This window comes from Paeniroseomonas aquatica (genome assembly GCF_030409335.1).
Classification (GTDB): Bacteria; Pseudomonadota; Alphaproteobacteria; order Acetobacterales; family Acetobacteraceae; genus Belnapia; species Belnapia aquatica.
On record NZ_JAUFPN010000143.1, the window covers coordinates 34,528 to 54,762 of the forward strand.

A 20,235-nucleotide genomic window follows, 5' to 3' on the forward strand; every position below is an offset into this window, starting at 1 on the left:
GCGATGCTCCCCCCGGACCTGCTACAGCCCGAGCTGGTGGGCGAGGTCCTGGAAGTCGCGGGCGACGACGTCCCAGGGGTCCTCGGCGCGGGTGTCGGTCTTCTGCCCCGGGCCATGCTCGCCCGGGCGCAGCACGAAGGCGGTGGCGAGGCCGGCGGCACGCGCCGCCCGCAGGTCGCCGTTGTGGGCGGCGACCAGGCAGAGCTCATCGGGGCGGATGCCCAGCACCTCGGCGGTGCGGAGATAGGCTTGGGGGTCCGGCTTGTAGGCCTGGGCCACCTCGGCGCCGAGGATGGCGTCCCACGGCAGGCCGGCGCGCTTGGCCATGTTCAGCAGCAGCGCGATGTTGCCGTTCGAGAGCGGCGCCAGGATGTACTTCCGCCGCAGCCGGGTGAGGCCGGCGACGGCCTCGGGCCAGGGGTCGAGCCGGTGCCAGGCGCGGTTGAGGTCGTCGAGCGCCGCCTCCCCGACCGTCGCGGGGTCCATGCCGTTGTCCTGCAGCACCGCCTCCAGGTTCTCCCGGTGCAGCACGTCGAGCCGGGTGAAGGGGCGGCGGCCGGAGCGGCATTCCTCCATGCCGGGCTGGTAGCGCTTCCGCCAGGCATCGGCGAAGGCGCGGGGGTCGAGGTCGCCGCGGCCGTGCCTGGCCAGGAAGGGCGCGGCCTCGCGCGCCACGCCCTCGCGCCAGTCGACGACGGTGCCGAAGACGTCGAAGACGAGGGCCTTGACGCCCGGGAAGCCGGTCACCGCTTCTCCTCCGCCAAGGGGGAAATTTGCGCCCATTTCTTGTCGAAGTCCCAGACCTCGGGGAAGCCCATCAGCTCGCAGATGCGGCCGAAGCCGTAGCTCTCGCTGGCCGGCAGGCCGTTGCTGTCGCCGTGCTGCTTCAGGTGGGAGAAGGCGCGCTCGAGCGCGGCGGCGACGCTGAGGAAGCCGACCGCGGGGTAGATGGCGATGGCGTAGCCGATCTCGGCCAGCCGCGCGGCGGGCAGGATGGGGGTGCGGCCGCCTTCCACCATGTTGGCGAGCAGCGGCTTGTCGATCGACCTGCCGATGGCCTGCATCTCGGCCTCGCTCTCGGGGCTCTCGATGAAGACCACGTCGGCGCCGGCATCGGCGAACATGCGGCCGCGGCGGATCGCCTCATCGAGGCCGAGGGTGGTGCGGGCATCGGTGCGGGCGACGATGAGGAAATTGGGGTCCCGCCGAGCCTCCACGGCGACCTTGATCTTCAGGCACATCTCCTCGGCCGGGATCACCTTGCGGCCGGGCGTGTGGCCGCATTTCTTCGGCATTTCCTGGTCCTCGAGCTGGATGCCTGTCACGCCGCCGGCCTCGTAGCCCATGACGGTGTGGCGGACGTTCAGCAGCCCGCCGTAGCCGGTATCGGCATCGGCGATCACGGGGGTCTTGCAGCCGCGGGCGAAGGTGGAGACCCGGCCGACCATGTCGGTGTAGGTGGCGATGCCGGCGTCCGCCACGCCGAGATGCGAGGCGACCGTGCCGAAGCCGGTGACGTAGAGGCTGGTGAAGCCCATGCCGTCCGCGACCTTGGCGGAGATCATGTCGAAGATGCCGGGGGCGACGATGAAGCGGCGCTCGGCGAAGGCGGATTTCAGGCTGGGATGGGCCATCGGTGGTGGTGCTCCTATTGCTGGCGTTGGATGTGGCCGGCCGCGGCGGCGGCGGCCCAGAGGCGGTCCTCGTGCTGCATCGCCTCGAGCAGGGCGGGGCCGGGGCGGAGGTCGGGCTCGATGCCCATGGCGGTGAAGCGGCCCTTGAGCACCGGGTCGGCATAGGCCTGCCCCAGCAGCGCGTTCAACCGCCCGACGATGGCGGCCGGCAGCTTTGCCGGGCCGAGCAGGCCGACCCAGCCGGCGAGGTCGAACTCCGCCACGCCCTGCTCCTGCGCGGTCGGCACCTCCGGGAAGAAGGGCGTGCGCGTCGCGGTCGAGACCGCGAGGATGCGCACGCGCCCGGTCTGCATGTGCGGCGTGGCGCTGGCGGTGCTGGTCCAGCCGACCGGCAGGTGGCCGGCGACCACGTCGTTCATCAGCTGGCCGCCGGAGCGGTACTGCACATCGGGGGTCTCGATGCCGGTGCGGCGGGCGAGCTCCTGGCCGATGAAGGAGGACAGCGCCTCGGTGCTGCCGGTGCCGACCCGGCCCGGATTGGCCCGGGCGAAGGCGACCATCTGCGCCAGGTCGGCGAAGGGCTGCGCCGTGCCGGCGGCCAGCACCATGGTGTTGCGCGACAGCATGGCGACGGGGGTGAAATCCGTCACCGGGTCGTAGGGCAGGTGGGTCAGGTGGTAGCGGTTCATGATGTGGGTGGAGACGACGGCGGTCAGCGTATGGCCATCGGGCTCGGCCCGGGCGACCACCTCGGTGCCGACGACGCCGGCGGCGCCGGCCCGGTTCTCCACCACCACCGGATGCGGCAGCAGCGGCCGCAGCGCCTCGCCGATGGCGCGCGCCAGCAGGTCGGTGCCGCCGCCGGTGGCATAGGGGATGATCAGCCGGACCGGCCGGCTGGGCCAGGCGGGCTGGGCCAGGGCAGGCGTGGCCAAGGCGAGGGGGGCGGCCAGCAGGCTGCGGCGGCCGAGGCGCATGGATGGTCTCCTCCGGGATTTGGCCGGAGTATCGGCCGGGCGGCGCCGTGCCGGAAGAGGCGGGATGCGGAAGCCCCGGCAGGCGTGCCAGGATGGGCCACCCCCAAGGAGGAGAAGACCATGCCCGACGCCAGTGGAAAGCCGGCCGCCCAGACCGCGGCCGCCGAGATCGAGCAGGTGATCCAGACCTATTTCGACGGGCTCTACGAGGGCGACGTGGCCAAGCTGGCCGCCGCCTTCCACCCGGTCTCGCACCTGTACTGGGAGAAGGACGGCGGGGTGGAGGACCTGCCGCGCGAGCAATGGTTCGAGATGGTGCGCAGCCGCCCCTCGGGCGCCAGCCGCGGCCTCGAGCGCGACGACCGGATCCTGCTGATGGACATCAGCGGGCCGGAGACCGCGCTGGTGAAGGTCGCCTGCCAGCTGCCGCCGCGCTACTTCACCGACTACCTGGTGCTGAACCGCACGCGCGAGGGCTGGCGCATCGTCAGCAAGGTCTACCGCTTCGACACCCGGGAGGGCTGAGGCCGCCCGCCGCGGCCGGGCTCAGGGCACCGGCCTCGCCCAGATGCCCTGGGCCGGCGCGGCGATGCGGTTCCAGACCGCGGCGCAGTCGGCGCCGCAGCGGCGCAGCCACTGCGGCAGCAGCACCGTCTCCAGCAGGCGGCGGCGCTGCGGCTCCGCCCAGGCCTCGTCCACCACGACCATCTGGCCGCGGCTGCCGCCGCTGCAGCGGGGCCGTCCGGCGTTGCAGGCGAAGCCGTCCTCGATGCTCACCTCGGCGGCCGCGAGCACCGCCTGCTCCATCCGCGCCAGGCCGGTGGCGAGGGCGGCGCGCACCGGCTCGGGCAGGTTGCGCCAGACGGCGCCGTTCATCACCACGGCCGAGACGAACCAGTTCACCGGCAGCCGGGAGACATGGCTGGTCACCGCGGCGAGGCCGATGCGGTTGCCGGGCAGGCTGCCGGTGATGGCGCAGTCCAGGCTGCGGGCGCGGAGGGCGGTGACCACCTCGGACAGCGGCATCATGCGGGGGACGGCGTGCACCGCCTCCAGCAGGTCGGCCTGGCCGATGGCCCCGACCCGGATGCGGCGGCCGGCGAGGTCGCCGAGCCCGGTGAAGGGCTCCCGGCAGAAGACCACCTGGGTCGTCGGGATCAGCAGCGCGAGCAGCCGGATGTCGTAGCGCTCCTCCAGCACGCTCGCCAGGTGGTCGCGCCACTGGTCGAGGCTGCGGCGGAGCGTCGCCATGTCCGGGTTCAGCCCGGGCAGGTCGACGATGCTGAGCTCCGGGTCGTCGCCGGCGGCGAGCGCCAGGGGCACGGTCGCCACCGGCAGCACGCCGAGGCGGATGAGGGAGAGCAGCTCCGATTCGCGGATGCCGGTGGTCTCCAGCGGGGCAATGCTGGGGAGGAGCCGGCCGTCGGTGATGCGGGGGACCTCCCGGGCCCAGAAGGGCTCCTCGAATTCGGCGAAGAGCCCGGCATGGGCATAGAAGCCGACGACGCGGAGCGGGATCGGCGGCCGGCCCGGCGCCTCCTCCGCCCGGCCGGGCCCGGCGGCGAGCAGGCCGAGCAGCAGGGTCATGGCCCAGCTTCCGCTTCGACTGCCGCGTCCCAGCCTCGACATCCGGTGCCACCCCCGCCGGCCAGCGGCCGCCGGCATGGCGGCCGGCGCGCAGGCCCCGGGGGATTGATCGCCGCTAATTCCGGCGAATGCAATGGCCGGGCGTAGCGCCTAGCGGTTGGGGCGCAGCAGGTAGGGCGCGCCGGCACGTTCGCAGATGCCGCGGATCAGCAGGTCCAGGCTGTCCGGCACCGGCACGCCCTCCGCCAGGCGCCGGGCCCGCATGATGTCCTCCGGCTCGCCCGCGACCATCACCGGCTCGGCCGGGTCGGCCGGCGGCGTCGCGTGCAGCACGTCGAGGGCGTCGTCGAGGTCGCTCTCGAAGGCGCCGGGGTCGCGGAAGGCGGCGGGGTCGAGGGCCAGGAAGAAGTGGCCGATGTTGTGCGGCTGGCCGGGCTTCTGGGTGCGGTTGCGGATGGGCGAGAAGCTGGCGCCGACCAGTGTGCCGCCGAGGATGTGCACCAGCATGGCCAGGCCGTAGCCCTTGGCGCTGCCCTTGGATTCCGTGCCCCCCACCGGGGTGATGCCGCCCTCGGGGCGGTCGAAGACGAAGGCGTTGCCCTCATGCGGGTCCGAGACGCCCTGGCCGGCGCCGTCGACCACCCAGCCTTCCGGCAGCGGGGCGTCGTTCAGGTGATGCACCTTCACCTTGCCGGCGGCGACCGTCGTGGTCGCCATGTCCAGCACGAAGGCGGGGTTTCGCGTGGCCGGCGCGGCGAAGGCCAGCGGGTTGGTGCCGAGCACCGGCATGGCGCCGCGGGTCGGCACCATGGTGACGCCGCGGGTCGAGGAGGTGACCATGCCGATGACGCCGCGGGCGGACGCCATCCGGGCATAGGCGCCGGCGGCGCCGAAGTGGTGGCTGTTGACCACGCCGACCACGCCGACGCCGAACTGCTTCGCCTTGTCGACCGCGAGGTTCATCGCCATGGCCGAAACCGGATGGCCGAGGCCGTCGGCGCCATCAAGCAGGGCCGTCGGGCCGGTGTCGCGCAGCACCTTGGGCTGGGCGGCGATCCGGATGCGGCTCTCGCGCACCCCGTCCTCGTAGGTCATCAGCATCGAGAGGCCGTGGCTGTCGACGCCCATCAGGTCGGTCTCGACCATGATGCCGGCGGTGGTCGCGGCATGGTCGGCGGGCATGCCCCAGGCGGTGAGGATGGCGGTGATCTGGGCGCGGATGGCCTCGGCGGGGACGGGGCGGCCGGTGGTGACGTTCTTGGCCATGGCTTGCGTGCAGGCCGAGGGCTGTCCCGCCCCGGGCCCGTCCTTTCCTGTCTGGGGTTGCGGTTCCGGGGGGTCAGTCGACGCGGGCACCGGTCGCCCGGACGATCGGCACCCAGCGCTCGATCTCGGAGGCGATGAAGTCCCGCGTCCGCTCCGGCGTCATGCCCTCCGGGATGGTATTGCCGAGGCCGGTCAGCCGGTCCCGCACCGCCGGCTGGCGCAGCGCCTCGGCGATCTGCTCGTAGAGGAACTGGCGGATGGGCAGCGGCGTGCCGAGGGTGGTGGACCACGGCGTCCAGGTGGTCGCCTGGTAGGCGGGCAGCCCGGCCTCGGCGCTGGTCGGAAGCTCGGGCGCCATGGGGGAGCGTTCGGGCGTGGCGATGACGATGCCGCGCACGATGCCGGCCTTCAGCGGCTCCGCCAGGAAGGAGATGGTATCGGCCTGGAAGGCGGTGCGGCCGGCGGCGAGGTCGGCGAAGGCGGCGGCGGAGCCGCGGTAGGGGACGTGCTGCGCCTCGACGCCGAGCAGGTTCACCAGCATCGCGCCGGCGATATGCCCGGTGGTGCCGTTGCCGGAGGAGCCGTAGTCGTACTTGCCGGGATTGGCCTTCAGCAGCGCCGCGAATTCGGCGAGCGTGCGGACGCCCAGCGAGGGATGCACCGCAACGGCGACGGCGGAATGGCTGCTGATGGTGATGTGGTCCACGCCGGTCAGCGGATGGACCCGCAGCCGGTCGCCGTAGAGGCCGACGTTGAGCGTGTGGGAGCCCAGCGCCCCGACCAGCAGGGTGTAGCCGTCGGGCGGCGTCGCCGCGACGGTCTCGAAGGCGACGGTGCCGCCGCCGGAGGGGCGGTTCTCGACGATGAACTGCTGCCCGATCTGCTGGCTGAGCTGGGTCGCCACGACGCGGGCGTTGATGTCGGCATTGCCGCCGGGGGCCAGCGCCACGACGATGCGCACCGGACGCGACGGGTAGTCGGTGCCCGGCGCGCGCGGCTGCGCCTGGGCCGTGCCGATGGCAAGCGCCGCCATCGCGGCCGCGATCAGATTTTTCATGGATGTTTCCCCCGAGGACGCGACGTCTTGCTCATGGTGTCCAGAGGCCCTTCGGCCTCCGGCGGGGCGTCGAGAGGGGCAGCGCCCCTCTCGCCTTACGCGATCCCGTGCTCCAGCACGCCGACCCTCTCGACCTCCAGCCGCATCCGGTCGCCCGGGCGCAGGTAGCGCGGCGGGCTGCGGAAGTGGCCGGAGCCGGCCGGCGTGCCCGTCGCGATGACGTCGCCCGGCTGCAGCGCCATGTAGCGCGACAGGTAGGCGATCAGCGCGGCGACGCTGAAGATCAGGTCCCGGGTATTGCCCTCCTGCACCAGCTCGTCGTTCAGCCAAGCGCGCAGCCCGAGCTGCCAGGGCTCGCCCACCTCGTCGGCGGTGACGAGATACGGGCCGAGCGGGCAGAAGCCGTCGAGGCCCTTGGCGAAGCTGGTCATGGCCAGCGGCTGGTCGAACTGGAATTCGCGGGCGGAGATGTCGTTCAGCACGGTATAGCCGGCGACGTGGTCGAGCGCGGTGCCCTCGTCCACCTGCCAGGCGGTGCGGCCGATGACGACCGCGAGCTCCGCCTCCCAGTCCGGCTTGGTGACGCTGGGGGGGATGGCCACCACGCTGCCGGGGCCGCAGACCGCGGAGGTGGGCTTCAGGAAGATGCGCGGCGCCGTCAGCGCCGGCCCGCCGACTTCCCTGGCGTGGTCGGCATAGTTGCGGCCGACGCCGAGGATCTTGCCGGGGGCGAGCGGCGCCAGCAGGGTGACGCCGGCCAGCGGCCGGCGCAGCGCCGCATTCTCCGGCCGGGCGGCGAAGGCCACCGCCCGGGCGGCCGAGACCAGCGCGGCCTCGCCGGCGGCGAGCAGGCCGCGCAGGTCGACCGGCAGCCATTCGGCCGGCTGGTCGGAGGCGCTGCAGGCGGCATCGAGCGCCGGCTGCAGCGCCACGATGGCATCGCCGAGGACCGCGCCGGTCCAGGCCGCGCCATCGGCGGCGAAGGTGGCGAGCTTCATCTCAGGCGGCCAGGGCGGCGTAGTCGAGGGTCGCCATCACCTGCACCCGCAGGATGTAGCGCGGCTCGTCGGCGCGGTAGTCGGCGACGGCGTTGTGGCAGGTGCCGATGTTGTCCCACATCAGCAGGTCGCCCGGCGTCCAGGCGTGGCTGTAGAGGTATTTCTCCTGCGCCTGGTGGCGGAAGAGATACTCCAGCATGGCGTCGCTCTCGGCGCGCTCCAGGCCCTCGATCCGGATGGCGTAGCCGGGGTTGCAATACAGCACGCGGCGGCCGGTGATGGGATGGAGGCGAAAGACCGGCTGCGGGACGGGGGGCTTCTTCGCCTTCTGCGCCGGGGTCAGCGGGCCGCGGATGCTCCCCGGGCGCATGCGCATGACGTCCCAGAATTTCTCGAAGTCGTGGATGGCGACGCGGCCCTCGAGCCGTTCCACCACCTCGGGCGGCAGGTCGTCGTAGGCGGCGTGCATGTTGCGGAACTGGGTGTCGCCGAGCGGCCGGCCGTCGCGCAGCGGCACCTGCTTGGCGTGCAGCGCATTGGCCAGCGCGATCTCGGTCGAATAGGACATGTCGGTGTGCCAGCCCTGGCCGGCGTCGTTCAGGCCGATGGGCTTGCCCTCGGCATCCCGCTTGTTCGACAGGATCATCACCTCCGGGTGGTCCGGGGCGTGGAAGAGGTTGGCGACATTCACCTCGAGGTCGCCGAAGCGGCTGCCGAAGGCCGAGAGCTGCGGCGCCCCGAGGTCCTGGCCGGGGAAGCAGAGCACGCCGTACTGGCCGAGCGACCGCAGCAGCGTGCGGTAATCCCCGGGGCTGAGCGGCCGGGCCAGGTCGATGCCCTCGATGCGGGCGCCGAGGCCGGCGTTGTTTGGCGTGATACGCATGATGGCTTCCTCCGGGCCCGAGAATTGGCCGCCCCGCCGGTGCGGTCAAGCTTGCGCCCGGCACCGGTGCGGCGGAGCATCGACCCCAAGCAGAACAGGGGGGGGCGGCGATGCGGATCGGACGACGGGCGGCGCTGGCGGCGGCGTTCCTGCCGCTGGGGCGGCCGGCGGGCGCGCAGGCGGACTACCCGAGCCGGCCGGTGCGGCTGGTGGTCGGCTACCCCGCCGGCGGCAGCACCGACGTGGTGGCGCGGCTGCTGGCGGAGCGGCTGGGGCGCAGCCTCGGCCAGCCGGTGATCGTCGAGAACCGGCCGGGGGCGAGCGGCACGCTGGGCGCCGATGCGGTGGCGAAGGCGGCGCCCGATGGCCATACCCTGCTGGTCGGCGCCTCCGGCGAGATGGCCATCGCCCGGGCGACGCTGCGCAGCATCCCCTACGCGCCGGAGGATTTCGCCCCCATCGCGCTGCTGACCGAGCAGCCCTTCCTGGTGCTGGTGAACGGGGCGCTGCCGGCCGATAGCCTGGCCGCGCTGGTGGCGCTGGCCCGGGCGCGGCCGGGGACGCTGAACTACGGCTCCTTCGGCACCGGCACCGCGCCGCACCTGCTGGGGGAGCTGCTGAAGGCCGAGGCCGGGATCGAGGTGACGCACGTGCCCTACCGCGGCTCGGCGCCGCTCACCGCCGACCTGCTGGCCGGGCAGGTGCAGTTCAGCTTCGACACCATCCCGGCGGCGCTGCCGCATCTCGGCACCGGGAAGCTGCGGGCCCTGGCGCTCTGCCGGGCGACCCGGGCGGCGGCGGTGCCCGGCGTGCCGACCACGGCCGAGGCGGGGATGCCCTGGCTGCTGGGCGGCACCTGGGCCTCCCTCGTCGCGCCGGCGCGGGTGCCGGAGGCGATCCAGGCCCGGCTCGGCGCGGCGGTGCGGCAGGCGATGGGAGAGGCCCTCGCGGACGCCTTGCGCGAGCGCGGGCTGGAGCCGGTCGGGGCCGATGCCGCGGCGGCCCGGCGCTACATCGCCGCCGAGCAGACCCGCTGGGCGGCGATCGCCCGGCGGGGCAATGTGCAGCCGGAATAGCGGGACGGGATGACGGGATGCGGGTGATCGTGGCCGGGGCCGGCATCGTCGGGCTCTGCGTGGCCTGGCATCTGGCGCGCGGCGGGGCCGAGGTGCTGGTGCTGGACGGGGAGGCGCCGGGCTCGGGCGCCTCCTCGGGCAATGCCGGGGCGATCAGCGCCGGCTCGGTCGCGCCGCTGGCCATGCCGGGGGTGCTGCGCCAGGTGCCGCAGATGCTGCTCGACCCCGACGGGGCGCTGCATATCCCGGCGCGCTATGCGCTCAAGGCGGCGCCCTGGCTGCTGCGCTTCGTGGCCAGCGCGCGGCCGGCGCGGGTGGAGGCGATCGCCGATGCGCTGGCCGGGCTCCTGTTCGGGGCGATGGAGCAGCACCGGCTGATCCTGGCCGAGGAGGGCGCGCTCGACCTGATCCGGGAGACCGGGCAGCTCTACCTCTACCGCGACCGGGCGCAGTTCCAGAAGGATGCCGGCGGCTGGGCGCTGCGGCAGCAGCACGGGATGCGGGTGGAATTCCTCGACGGCCTCGGCGCCATCCAGGAGCTGGAGCCGGATGTGCGCGGCGACTACCAGCTCGGCCTCTTCATCCCGGAGCAGGGCAGCAGCATCAATCCGCAGCGCCAGGCGGAGGTGGTGGCGCGCGGCGTCGAACGCCTGGGCGGGCGCATCCGGCGGGAGGCGGTGCAGGCCATCACCACCGAGGGCGGGCGGGTGACCGGGGTGATGACCGCGGCGGGGGCGGAGCCGGCCGACCGGGTGGTGCTGGCGGCGGGGGCCTGGTCGGGGCGGCTGCTGCGGCCGCTCGGCATCGACGTGCCGCTCGAGACCCAGCGCGGCTACCACGTCATGCTGCCGGATGCCGGGATTTCCTTGCAGCGGCCGGTGGTGCCCTCGGACCGCAAGGCCTTCATCTCGCCGATGGAGCATGGGTTGCGGCTGGCCGGGACGGTGGAATTCGGCGGGCTCGAGCACCCGCCGACGCCGCGGCGGGCCGCGCTGCTGCTGCGCGACCTGGCGATGGTCTTCCCGCAGGCGCGGACCGAGGGGGCCGGCGAGCACTGGATGGGCCACCGCCCCTGCCTGCCGGACAGCCTGCCGGTGCTCGGGCCGGTGCAGCGCTGGCCGGGGCTCTGGTGCGCCTTCGGCCATGGGCACCTCGGGCTGACCGGCTCGGCGCCGACCGGGGCGCTGCTCGCCCAGGCGATGCTGGGCCCGGCGCCGAACCTCGACCTCGCGCCCTATGCGGTGGAGCGCTTCGGCTGAGCGATCGCCTCAGCGGATATCCAGCGCGGCGATGAGCCCCCGGTCCAAGGTGAAGGCCTGCCGCAGCCGGACCGGGCTGTTCGGGAAGCGCCCGGCGACCTCGGCGGCGACCAGGATGCGCCCGGCCTCCTCGTGCCAGTCCAGCACCCGCGTGGCGAAGGGCGTCGCCGCCTGGGTGGCGAGGCGCCAGGCGATGATCGCGGCGCGGCCGCGATGGTCTTGGGCCGCGTCATGCACCTCGGCATCGGCGGCGAAGCAGGCCCCCAGCGCCGCGGCCTCGGTGCTGGCCTCGGTGGCGAAAAAGGCGGCGATGGCGGGGGGCAGGCCGGTCATGCGGGATCTCCTTTGGGGACGGCAAGTGGGGACGGCATGCGACGTCGCGCCTTGCGGTCCCCGGCAGATCGGGCCCAGATCCGGGCATGGCAAGAACGAACGAAAAAGTGGGGTCCTTACCCGTAGGTGAGCCCGCGGCCCACACCCCGGCCTCGGCCGCCGCCGGGATCGCCGGCGCCATCGGCATGCTGGAGGGGCGGTGGAAGCTGGAGATCCTGTTCCACCTGTTCGGCGGCCAGGTGCGGCGCTTCTCGGAGTTGGAGCGGGCCATCCCGGCGGTGTCGCAGAAGATGCTGATCCAGCAGCTCCGCCAGCTGGAGCAGGACGGCATCGTCGCCCGGAGGGTGTATCCCGAGGTGCCGCCCCGGGTGGAGTACTGGCTCACCGACTGGGGGCAATCGCTGTGTCCGGCCCTGGATGCGCTGCTGCAGTGGGCGGAGCGGCGCGAGGGCCGGGCCGGCGCCGGCTAGGCCCCGGTCCGGGCCGCCCGGCGCCGATCCCTCAGCGCAGCCGGTCGGCCGGCGTCGTCATGTAGCCCTGGCGGCGGACGTAGATGCTGCCCTCGCTGGTGACGGCGCCGGTCGCCATGTTCTTCTCGGTGTTGCCGATGACAGTATCGGGCTGGCCGGAGTACTCGCCCCCCGCCTGCAGGCCGCCGGGGCCGCAGGCGGACAGCGCGAGGGTCAGCAGCAGGGCGGCGGCGAGGTGCGTTTTCATCCGCCAGACATGCCCTGCCGGCCGGCCCCGGGCAAGGGCGGCGTGCCGGACCCGCCCCGGCGTCACTGCGCCGCCGCGAGGGCCGCCGCCGGCGCCTTCGGCGTCAGGTGGGCGACCCGCGGCAGCACCTCCTGCTGCAGCAGCCGCAGCGAGTTCTTCCAGGCGGCAGGATTGTCCTGGTAGTCGAAGCCGAAGACCAGCAGCTGGCCGAAGCCGCCGACCTCCTCGTAGATCGCCTCCAGCCGCTCGGCGACGGTCTTCGGCGAGCCGACCAGCCAGTTGCGGCGGGCGCAGTATTCCACCGTGACGTCGCTGTCCGGCACCTCGGGGCTGTGCTTGAGGTATTCCTTGAAGCCGAAGTTCGACAGCAGCGGCAGGAAGTAGTCGCCCATCATGCGGCCCATCATGGAGCCGACCGAGAGCCGCCAGGCCTCCTCGTCGGTATCGGCGACGAAGACCTCGCGCACCAGGCGCCAGTCGTTGCGGTTGGCGGTGCGGCCGGACTTGCGGGCGCCGGCCTCGACGCTGTCCCAGTGGCTGGTGACATAGCCGGGGTTGAGGTTGAGGCTCATCGGCAGGAAGCCGTGCTCGCCGGCCATCTTCAGCGTGTCGGAATTCTTCGACAGCCCGGCGACGCCGATCGGCGGGTGCGGCGCCTGCAGCGGTTTGATGTGCGGCTTGAGGAAGCCGAACATCGTCTCCGGCCGGTCGACCTTCCAGTACTTGCCGTCGTAGTGGAAGGGCTCGGTCGCCGACCAGAGCCTGAGGATGATGTCGAGGGCCTCCCGCGTCATCTCGCGGTTGGTGCCGGACATGCCGTCGACGTTGAACATGGCCCAGTCGCTGGGCAGGCCGCTGGCGGCGATGCCGAAGTTGAGCCGGCCTTCCGAGAGGTGGTCCAGCATGGCGACGCGGTTGGCCAGCTCCGCCGGGTGGTGGTAGGGCAGCAGGAAGCCGCCCGGGCCCATCCGCAGCCGGGTGGTTTCGCGCAGCGCCTGGGCGATCAGCAGGTCGGGGGCGGGGTGCGGCTCCCAGGGGGCGGTGTGGTGCTCGCCGACCCAGGCTTCGGAGAAGCCCAGCTCGTCGAGCCAGCGGAGCACGCCGAGATCCCAGTCGTGGCCTTCCTTCAGGCCGCGTTCCGGGGGATGCGACGGCATCATGAAGTAACCGAATTCCATGCTGTCCCTCCTCAGGCTCCGGCTTGGCGCCGGTTCAGGGGGGATGCTCGCGCCGGTTGCGGCGCCGGTGCAAGCGGGAAATCGCCGGCCGGGCCGGGGTTCTGCCTCAGCGGCGGCGCCAGAGCCTGAAGCGGCGGAACAGGCCGCGCTTGCTCAGGCTTTCGAACATCTCGCCCGGGCCCTCCGGGTCCAGCACCTCGTTGTCGGCCAGCCAGGCCTCGACCGCGCCGAGGTCCGGCGTCTCGTAGGGGCGGAGGCTGCGGCCCCCGGAGCGGAGCGCCTCGATGGCGCCGATCAGCGAGCCCCCGGCGGCGATGCGCTCCGCCACCACCTGGGCCTCCGTGCCCAGATGCTCGGCCAGCAGGGCGTCGCGCACCGCGACGATCCGCGGCCCGGCCTCGGCATTGCCGGGCTGCGCCGTGTCGATGACCACGTCGCATTCGGTATCGAGCCGCATCGAGCGGTTGTTCATATTCGAGGAGCCGACCCGCAGCACCCGGTCGTCCACGACCAGCACCTTGGCATGGACATAGATCGGCTGCCCCTGCGCGGTGACGGGATGGTAGATGCGGAAGCGCCGGTGGGTATCGAGCCGGCGCAGCGCCTCGAACAGCCGGGCACGGGCGCTGTCCATGGCGATCGGCTCGAGCCAGCCCTGCGCCGTCAGCGGGTTGACCAGCACGATCTCCGGGCCGTCGGGCTCGGCCAGCCGCCGGGCGATGGCCTCGGCGATGCGGCGGGAGGCGAAGTACTGGCTCTCGGCATAGATGCAGCGGCGCGCCGAGGCGATCAGGTCGAGGTAGAGCCGCTCGATCTCATGGGTGCCGGGTGCCTCGTTCAGCTCCGGCATGGTGCGGGCGATGCCGACGTCGACGGCATGGAATTGCGGTACCAGCCCCTCGGGCCAGCAGGCCGACCGGCCGGTGACCGGCGCCAGCGGCGGGCCGCCGGCGGCCTGCCAGCGGTCGCGCGCCAGCTCCCCGAGGGCGGCGGCGGCGGGGCCTTCCAGCGCGGTCGTCGCATCGTGCCAGGGCGGGTGCTGGGCGCCGCCCGGCGTGGCGCGGCGCGGCTCGTCGTCGCGGTGCTCGCTGGTGTCCCAGCGGTCGGCGGTCATGTCGATGCCGCCGCAGAAGGCCAGGCAGTCGTCCAGCACCACGATCTTCTGGTGATGCGAGGCGGCCGGCGGATGCGCCCCGTCCAGCTTTACGGTGATGCGCGGGTGCCGCATCCAGCGGAACAGGGTCAGCAGGGTGGTGCCGCGGAAGATGGTCTTCACGCTGCCGACGTCCCAGCGCAGCAGGAAGATCTCGAGCCCCGGCCGGCGCTCCACCAGCCAGAGGATGAAGTCGCCCAGCCGGTCCGGCGCATCCGGCGAGGCATCGCCCGGCAACAGGCTGATGCGCGCGTCGAAATCCCAGCCGATCAGCATGATGCGGCGCTCGGCGCGGAGCATGGCGGCGCGGACGTGGCGGAAGTAATCCGCCGCATCCACGATCACCGCGGCGCGGTCGGCCTGCACGATCCGCCAGCAATTATGGCCCGGTTGCAGGATCGGCTGCGGCGAGGCGAGCATGGCGCGGGAAGAAAGCTGCATGCCTCCCATTTTCACCGCTTGCGGACCGCGGCACTTAACATCCACGTGTCACGCCATCAGGCGGAGGATGGCGGCCACATCCTCCGGCCCGGTGACCGGGCGGGGGTTGGTGGCGATCGGCGGGCCGCCGTCCCAGCGGGCGGCGAGGCCGGGGATTTCCTCCGCCCCGATGCCGACCTCGGCCAGGGTGGTGGGCAGGCCGAGGCCGCGGATGAAGCCGCGCAGCGCCTCGGCGCCGGTGGCCCCGCCGAGGATGCCGGCGATGACCGCCTGGCGGTCGGCGTTCACCGGCGCGTTCCATTGCATCACCGCCGGCAGGCCGAGGCAGGAGGTGATGCCATGCGGCACGCCGCGGGCGGCGCCGAGGATATAGCCGATGCCATGGCTGGCCCCGACCGCCACATTGGCCCAGCCGCCCATGACCGAAAGCCACATCGCCTGCTGCGCCATGCCCCGCGCCGCCAGGTCCTCCGGCCTGGCGCGGATCGCGGGCAGGGCGACGCTCAGCATCTCCAGCGCCTGGCGGGAGACGGCATCCGAAAAGGGCGCGCGCTCGAGCGCGCAAAGGCGTTCCGCCGCGTGGTCCGTCGCGCGGATGCCGGAGGAGAGCAGCAGCTCGGCCGGCGTCTCGAGCGTCGCCGCCGGGTCGAGCACCACCGCGACCGGGACCTGCATCGGGTGCAGGGCGCGGTACTTCCGGCCCTCGGCGAGGTCGGTGTAGCCGGCATGCGGGGCGAATTCGGCGGCCGAGAGCGTGGTCGGGATGGCGGTGATGCGCGGGCTGGGGGAGGCGGCGTCCCAGCCGAGCGGCTGCGCCCCGCGCGAGACGGCGAGGCCGGTCAGCCCGGCGGCATCGGTCACGCCCTGCCAGACCGCGGCGCAGGCGACCTTGGCGCCGTCGATGACGCTGCCGCCGCCGAGCGCGACGACGCGGTCGGCCTCGGTCTCCCGCAGCAGGGCGGCGAGGGCCAGCACGTCCTCGACCGGGGAATGGGCGCGCATGGCCGAGGTCTCGCCCGCGAGCTTCGGGCCGATGGCGGCGCGGGCGGCGGCGGCGATGCGGCTTTGCGCCAGCGAGCGGGTGGTGACGAGGACGACGCGCCGGCAGTCGGCCAGCTCGGGCGGCAGGGCCTGGTCCACCGGCAGGCCGTGGCGGACCCGCTGCTGCGCCGGCCAGGTGTGGAGATGCGTGCTCATTCCGCCGTGGCTCCTGCGTCCTGCACGACCTTGGCCCAGAAGGGGATCTCCCGGGCGACGAAGGCGGCGAAGTGGTCGGGGTCGGGGCTGGCGATGGCCTGCAGCCCTTCCTGGGCGAAGCGGTCGCGCACCGCCGGCATCGCCAGGGCGGCGGCGGTGGCGGCGAAGATCCGGTCGCGGATGGCGGGGGGCAGCTTCGCCGGGGCAAACAGCCCGTACCAGCCGGCGATGTCGAGCGCCGGCAGGCCGGCGGCCGCGGCGCCGGGGACATCGGGGATGACCGGGGAGGGGGCGGCCGTCGTCATGGCCAGCGCGGTCAGCCGCCCGGCCCGGGCATGCGGCAGGACCACCGGCGGGGTGCCGATGATGATCTCGATGTCGCCGGCGAGGATGGCGGTGAGCGAGGGCGCCCCGCCGCGGAAGGCGACATGGGTGAGCTCGAGGCCCGTCGCCCTCGTGAACATGGCGCCGGCGAGGTGGCTCGGCGTGCCGATGCCCGGCGTGCCGTAGTTCCAGCGGCCGGGCGTCGCGCGGATGCGCCCGATGAGCTCGGCGAGCGTCCGGATGCCGCTGGCCGGGTTCACCGCGATGATGGTCGGGATGTCGCTGAGCTGGGTGATGGGGGTGAAGTCGGCGATGGGGTCGAAGGCGACCCGGCGGAACATGGCCGGGTTCACGCAATGGCTGAAATTGCCGCCGAGCAGCAGGGTATAGCCATCGGGCTCGGCCCGGGCGACGTGCTCGGTCGCGATGTTGGAGCCGGCGCCGGGGCGGTTGTCGATCAGGATGGTCTGGCCGAATTCGCGCCCCAACGGGTCGGCCAGGCTGCGGGCGAGGAAATCGGCCGAGCCGCCGGGCGGGAAGCCGATGACCAGGCGGATGGGCCGGGCGGCGGGCCAGGCCAGGGGCCCGGCGGGCTGGGCGCGGGAGAGGCCCGGGACTGCCAGGGCCGGGGCGGCGAGCAGGGCGCGGCGGCGCATTAGGCGGCGGCCGGCGGACGGGCGGGGCGGGGCATGGTCGGGACGTTCCCTTGTCGGGTTATGCCCGGCAGTCTGCCCGCATCGGCGGTGCCGGGCCAGGGCCGGCGCGGGCGTTAAGAAACCGTAAAAGATGCTTTTCCGGAACGGTTTCGCCGCGGCATGATCTGCCGCCGGGAAGGGGCGGCCGCGGTCGCGTCCCGGCCCGGCCTTGCCCTACCCCTCAGGATGATTCTCCATGGCACCACGCATTCTCTCGCCGGAGGATGACCAGGCCCGGGTCCTGCGCCGGCCGCCGCCGCGCCGGCTTCGTACCGCCAAGCCCGAGGAGGGCACCGGGGAGGGGGAGCTGCTGCATGTCCTGCGCGCCCTCGCCCTGGTGGTGCTCGGCACCCTGGCCTTCGGCTGGCTGATCTCCTGAGTCCGGGCCGGGGCTGGGCCGGGGCTGGGCCGAGGCGGCGCGCGGCGAAGGCCGGGCTTGAACCGGGCCCCGCCGGGCGGCAGGCTGGGGGGATGACGGATACCCCTGCGCCGCGCCCCGTGCTGCTGGTGACCGGCGGCGGCCGCGGCATCGGCGCCGCCGTGGTGCTGCTGGCCGCCGCCCGCGGCTACGACCTGGGCTTCACCTACCGCGGCGATGCGGCCCGCGCGGCCGCGACCGCCGCGGCGGCCGAGGCCGCCGGGGCCGGCGTGCTGGCGATGCGGGCCGATGCCGGCGATGCCGCGGCCCGGGAGGCCTGCTTCGCCGCCCTCGATGCGCGCTTCGGCCGGCTGGACGCGCTGGTCAACAACGCCGGCATCACCGGCCCGACCGGACGGCTGGACGAGACCGCCGATGCCGTCTGGGAAGAGGTGCTGCGGGTCAACGTGCTGGGCACCGTCGGCTGCACCCGGGCGGCGGTGCGGCGGATGTCGACGCGGCATGGCGGCCGCGGCGGCGCCATCGTCAACGTCTCCTCCCGCGCCTCCGAGATCGGCGGCGGCGGCGAGTGGGTGCACTACGCCGCCAGCAAGGGGGCGGTGGACACCCTGACCATCGGCCTGTCGCGCGAGCTGGCGACGGAGGGCATCCGGGTGAACGCGGTGAACCCCGGGCTGATCGACACCGAGCTGCATGCGGCGGCGGGCCTGCCGGGGCGCGTCGCGCGGCTCTCGGCCGGGGTGCCGATGCAGCGGGGCGGCAGCGCCGAGGAAGTGGCGGAGGCGGTGCTCTGGCTGCTGTCGGATGCCGCCAGCTACGTCACCGGGGCGCTGCTGCCGGTGGGGGGTGGCCGCTGATCAGACGTGCTGGCCGCCGTTGATGTGCATCTCGGCGCCGTTCACGTAGGAGCTGGCATCGGAGCAGAGGAAGTAGATCGCCTTGGCGACCTCGGCGGGCTTGCCGAGGCGGCGCATCGGGATCTGCTCCTCGACGATCTTCTCGGTGCCCGGCGAGAGGATGGAGGTGTCGATCTCCCCGGGGGAGATGGCGTTCACCCGGATGCCGAGCGGGCCGAAGTCGTGCGCCATCTCCCGCGTCAGGGACATGAGCGCCGCCTTCGAGGTGGAATAGGCGGCGCCGGCGAAGGGATGCACCTTGCTGCCGGCGATGGAGGTGACGTTCACCACCGCGCCGCGGGTCTTCTTCAGCTCCTCCAGCAGGCCGCGGGCCAGCATGATCGAGGAGAAGAAGTTCACCTGGAAGACCCATTTCCAGTCGTCGATCTGGGTATCGATGGTGTTCAGCCGGGCGCCGCCGGCCCCCTTCGGGGAGATCCCGGCATTGTTCACCAGCGCGTCCAGCCGGCCCTCGTCCGGGATCAGCCGCTCGCGGATCTCCTCGATGGCGCGGAGCGTGTCCGCGGCGTCCGAGAGGTCGGCCTGGATATGGTCCTCGGGCCCCATCTCCCAGGGGCATTCCTCGGGGAAGGGCTGGCGGGAGACGGTGATGACGCGCCAGCCGGCGGCGGAGAAGACCTTCACCGTGGCATGGCCGATCCCCCGCGAGGCGCCGGTCAGCAGCAGGACCCGGCGTCCCTGGGCCGGCGCGCGGCGAACCACGGCGGGTGGCATCGGCATGGTGTCCATCGTCTCCGGAGCTCGAGGCGCAGGCTAGACCGGCACGGCGCCCGCGGCCAGCAGCGGCTTGCGGGCGGCGACGAACTCCTCGACCGCGGCGACGTAGCGGGCGCAGTCGGCCTCGCCCACCGGCAGGCTGAGGGCGGCCATGCCGCGGCGGGCGAGGTAGATGCCCTGGGCCAGCAGGTCGAAGAAGAACAGCTCGCGCAGCGCGTTCTCGGCCGGCGTCGCGGCATAGGGGGCGGTGATCGGGCCGGGGCGGAAATGTACCGTCAGCATGGAGCCGCGGCCGGTGAACTGCATGCCGACGCCGGCCGCCGTGCAGGCGGCGTTGAGCGCGTCGCGCAGCGCCTCGCCGCGGGCATAGAGCGCCTCGGCGGTCGCGGCGTCGAAGATCTCGCCCATCGCCACGCAGCCGGCGGCCATGGACCAGACGTTGTTGTTGAAGGTGCCGGCATGCGGCAGGGTGCCCGGCTTGTGGCCGTCGAAGACCGCCATGATGTCGGCCCGGCCGCCGAAGGCGCCGAAGCTCATGCCGCCGGCCATGTACTTGCCGAGCGTGGTCATGTCGGGGATGACGTCCATCCTCTGCTGCAGCCCGCCGGGGCCGTGCCGGCTGGTCATGACCTCGTCGAAGATGAGCACCGCGCCGGTCTGGCGCGTCGCGTCGCGCAGCGCCTGCAGGAACTCGCGGCTGGCCGGGATGCAGCCGCCGGAGCCCAGCATCGGCTCGACCAGCACCGCGGCCAGCAGGGAGCCCTCGGCCAGGATGTCCCGCGTCGCGGCGGCGGGGTCGTTGTAGTCGGTGAAGGCCAGCGGGATCGGCAGGTTCACCGCGGATTGCTCGGTGGCGAAGGTCAGCACCCCGCCGTGGTAGCCGCCGCGCATCACCATGACCTTGGTCCGGCCGGTGAAGCCCCGCGCCGCGGCCAGGGCCAGCAGGTTGGCCTCGGTGCCGCTGTTGGTGAAGCGGACCAGCTCGATCGAGGGGAAGCGGCCGATGATGAGGCGCGCCAGATCCTGCTCCGCCTCGCCGACCGAGGCGAGGTTGATGCCGCGGTCGAGCGCCTGCTTCACCGCCTCGATGATGCGCGTCTCGGAATGGCCGAACAGGCCGGCGGTGTATTCCCCGAGCAGGTCGAGGTACTCGCGCCCGTCGGCATCCCAGAGCCGGCAGCCCTCGCCGCGGACCATGGCGGTGGGGAAGGGGGTGTAGAACAGCACGCTGCGGGTATTGCCGCCCGGCATCACCGCCCGCGCCCTCTCATGGATGGCGGCGCTCCGCGGCCGGGCCGCGGCATAGGCCTCGTGCGCTTCGGCCAGGGCGGCGTCGAGGTCGCTGTTGCGGCGCGGGGCGGCGAGGTCGAGGGGGCTCATGCTGGCGTCTCCGCGGCGGGGCCGGCAGGCTCGCGCGGGGGGCGGCGGGCGTCAACCATCGCCCGCG

The 20,235-nt window shown here is 73.4% G+C and carries 22 protein-coding genes; 6 read left to right on the forward strand and 16 right to left on the reverse strand.

The genetic code is table 11. The features are described from left to right. Window positions 1-21: 21 nt before the first annotated feature. Genes QWZ14_RS13095 through QWZ14_RS13105 form a run of 3 tightly spaced genes read right to left on the reverse strand, consistent with a single transcriptional unit; the run spans window position 22 to window position 2,611 of the window. Window positions 22-747: a haloacid dehalogenase type II gene (locus tag QWZ14_RS13095; RefSeq protein ID WP_290317118.1), complete on the reverse strand. Its 726-nt coding sequence runs from the start codon at window positions 745-747 to the stop codon at window positions 22-24. After that, window positions 744-1,634: an isocitrate lyase/PEP mutase family protein gene (locus tag QWZ14_RS13100; RefSeq protein ID WP_290317120.1), complete on the reverse strand. Its 891-nt coding sequence runs from the start codon at window positions 1,632-1,634 to the stop codon at window positions 744-746. The genes QWZ14_RS13095 and QWZ14_RS13100 overlap by 4 nt, the downstream gene beginning before the upstream one ends. A 14-nt stretch (window positions 1,635-1,648) precedes the next feature. Next, entirely contained in the window at window positions 1,649-2,611 is a 963-nt protein-coding gene (locus QWZ14_RS13105; RefSeq protein ID WP_290317122.1) for a Bug family tripartite tricarboxylate transporter substrate binding protein, read from the reverse strand. Window positions 2,612-2,731: 120 nt separating this feature from the next. Here QWZ14_RS13105 and QWZ14_RS13110 point away from each other — a divergent pair, with 120 nt between their 5' ends. Continuing rightward, window positions 2,732-3,136, forward strand: a complete 405-nt coding sequence (locus tag QWZ14_RS13110; RefSeq protein ID WP_290317123.1) for a nuclear transport factor 2 family protein — start codon at window positions 2,732-2,734, stop codon at window positions 3,134-3,136. Between the two features lie 21 nt (window positions 3,137-3,157). On the opposite strand, the gene dctP is transcribed toward QWZ14_RS13110, so the two are convergent. From dctP to QWZ14_RS13135, 5 genes are all read right to left on the reverse strand, one after another. Further along, window positions 3,158-4,198 carry a TRAP transporter substrate-binding protein DctP gene (gene dctP / locus QWZ14_RS13115; RefSeq protein ID WP_290317124.1) on the reverse strand — a complete coding sequence of 347 codons (1,041 nt, stop codon included), beginning with the start codon at window positions 4,196-4,198 and terminating at the stop codon, window positions 3,158-3,160. Window positions 4,199-4,348: 150 nt separating this feature from the next. Then, complete coding sequence (locus tag QWZ14_RS13120) at window positions 4,349-5,464, reverse strand: Ldh family oxidoreductase (protein WP_290317125.1); 1,116 nt, start codon at window positions 5,462-5,464, stop codon at window positions 4,349-4,351. Window positions 5,465-5,537: 73 nt separating this feature from the next. Further along, a complete protein-coding gene (locus QWZ14_RS13125) occupies window positions 5,538-6,521 on the reverse strand; it encodes a Bug family tripartite tricarboxylate transporter substrate binding protein (RefSeq protein ID WP_290317126.1) in 984 nt (327 codons plus the stop codon). A 95-nt stretch (window positions 6,522-6,616) separates the two neighbouring features. Continuing rightward, entirely contained in the window at window positions 6,617-7,519 is a 903-nt protein-coding gene (locus tag QWZ14_RS13130) for a fumarylacetoacetate hydrolase family protein (RefSeq protein WP_290317127.1), read from the reverse strand. Between the two features lies 1 nt (window position 7,520). Then, the gene (locus QWZ14_RS13135; protein ID WP_290317128.1) at window positions 7,521-8,402 is read right to left on the reverse strand and encodes a TauD/TfdA dioxygenase family protein; all 882 of its coding nucleotides are present in this window, start codon (window positions 8,400-8,402) and stop codon (window positions 7,521-7,523) included. A 110-nt stretch (window positions 8,403-8,512) separates the two neighbouring features. Between QWZ14_RS13135 and QWZ14_RS13140 the strand changes: the two genes are divergently transcribed. Together QWZ14_RS13140 and QWZ14_RS13145 are read left to right on the forward strand one after the other, a co-directional pair. Next, window positions 8,513-9,478, forward strand: coding sequence for a Bug family tripartite tricarboxylate transporter substrate binding protein (locus tag QWZ14_RS13140; RefSeq protein WP_290317129.1), 966 nt, complete (start codon window positions 8,513-8,515; stop codon window positions 9,476-9,478). Between the two features lie 17 nt (window positions 9,479-9,495). Further along, window positions 9,496-10,737 (forward strand): NAD(P)/FAD-dependent oxidoreductase, encoded by a 1,242-nt coding sequence (locus QWZ14_RS13145; RefSeq protein WP_290317130.1) that lies wholly within the window; start codon window positions 9,496-9,498, stop codon window positions 10,735-10,737. A 9-nt stretch (window positions 10,738-10,746) separates the two neighbouring features. Here the strand turns inward: QWZ14_RS13145 and QWZ14_RS13150 are convergent, their stop codons facing one another. Further along, a complete protein-coding gene (locus tag QWZ14_RS13150) occupies window positions 10,747-11,070 on the reverse strand; it encodes a nuclear transport factor 2 family protein (protein ID WP_290317131.1) in 324 nt (107 codons plus the stop codon). Between the two features lie 107 nt (window positions 11,071-11,177). Here QWZ14_RS13150 and QWZ14_RS13155 point away from each other — a divergent pair, with 107 nt between their 5' ends. Continuing rightward, entirely contained in the window at window positions 11,178-11,540 is a 363-nt protein-coding gene (locus QWZ14_RS13155) for a winged helix-turn-helix transcriptional regulator (protein ID WP_353959304.1), read from the forward strand. 31 nt (window positions 11,541-11,571) lie between these two features. Here QWZ14_RS13155 and QWZ14_RS13160 read toward each other — a convergent pair whose 3' ends face one another. The 5 genes from QWZ14_RS13160 to QWZ14_RS13180 form a co-directional block, all read right to left on the reverse strand. After that, window positions 11,572-11,787, reverse strand: a complete 216-nt coding sequence (locus QWZ14_RS13160; RefSeq protein WP_290317132.1) for a hypothetical protein — start codon at window positions 11,785-11,787, stop codon at window positions 11,572-11,574. A gap of 62 nt (window positions 11,788-11,849) precedes the next feature. Then, on the reverse strand, window positions 11,850-12,965 hold the full coding sequence (locus QWZ14_RS13165; protein ID WP_290317133.1) for an LLM class flavin-dependent oxidoreductase: 1,116 nt from the start codon (window positions 12,963-12,965) through the stop codon (window positions 11,850-11,852). A gap of 106 nt (window positions 12,966-13,071) precedes the next feature. Continuing rightward, window positions 13,072-14,559, reverse strand: coding sequence for a phospholipase D-like domain-containing protein (locus QWZ14_RS13170; protein ID WP_290317134.1), 1,488 nt, complete (start codon window positions 14,557-14,559; stop codon window positions 13,072-13,074). 48 nt (window positions 14,560-14,607) lie between these two features. Further along, window positions 14,608-15,756 carry an iron-containing alcohol dehydrogenase gene (locus tag QWZ14_RS13175; protein ID WP_290317135.1) on the reverse strand — a complete coding sequence of 383 codons (1,149 nt, stop codon included), beginning with the start codon at window positions 15,754-15,756 and terminating at the stop codon, window positions 14,608-14,610. Beyond that, entirely contained in the window at window positions 15,753-16,736 is a 984-nt protein-coding gene (locus QWZ14_RS13180; protein WP_290317136.1) for a tripartite tricarboxylate transporter substrate-binding protein, read from the reverse strand. Before QWZ14_RS13180 ends, QWZ14_RS13175 begins: the two co-directional genes overlap by 4 nt. A gap of 235 nt (window positions 16,737-16,971) precedes the next feature. Here QWZ14_RS13180 and QWZ14_RS13185 point away from each other — a divergent pair, with 235 nt between their 5' ends. After that, on the forward strand, window positions 16,972-17,154 hold the full coding sequence (locus QWZ14_RS13185; RefSeq protein WP_290317137.1) for a hypothetical protein: 183 nt from the start codon (window positions 16,972-16,974) through the stop codon (window positions 17,152-17,154). A 92-nt stretch (window positions 17,155-17,246) separates the two neighbouring features. Further along, entirely contained in the window at window positions 17,247-18,011 is a 765-nt protein-coding gene (locus QWZ14_RS13190; protein ID WP_290317138.1) for an SDR family oxidoreductase, read from the forward strand. Here QWZ14_RS13190 and QWZ14_RS13195 read toward each other — a convergent pair whose 3' ends face one another. Together QWZ14_RS13195 and QWZ14_RS13200 are read right to left on the reverse strand one after the other, a co-directional pair. Then, the gene (locus tag QWZ14_RS13195; RefSeq protein WP_290317139.1) at window positions 18,012-18,791 is read right to left on the reverse strand and encodes an SDR family NAD(P)-dependent oxidoreductase; all 780 of its coding nucleotides are present in this window, start codon (window positions 18,789-18,791) and stop codon (window positions 18,012-18,014) included. It abuts the gene before it with no gap. A gap of 33 nt (window positions 18,792-18,824) precedes the next feature. Then, window positions 18,825-20,168, reverse strand: a complete 1,344-nt coding sequence (locus QWZ14_RS13200) for an aspartate aminotransferase family protein (RefSeq protein ID WP_290317140.1) — start codon at window positions 20,166-20,168, stop codon at window positions 18,825-18,827. Between the last annotated feature and the right edge of the window lie 67 nt (window positions 20,169-20,235).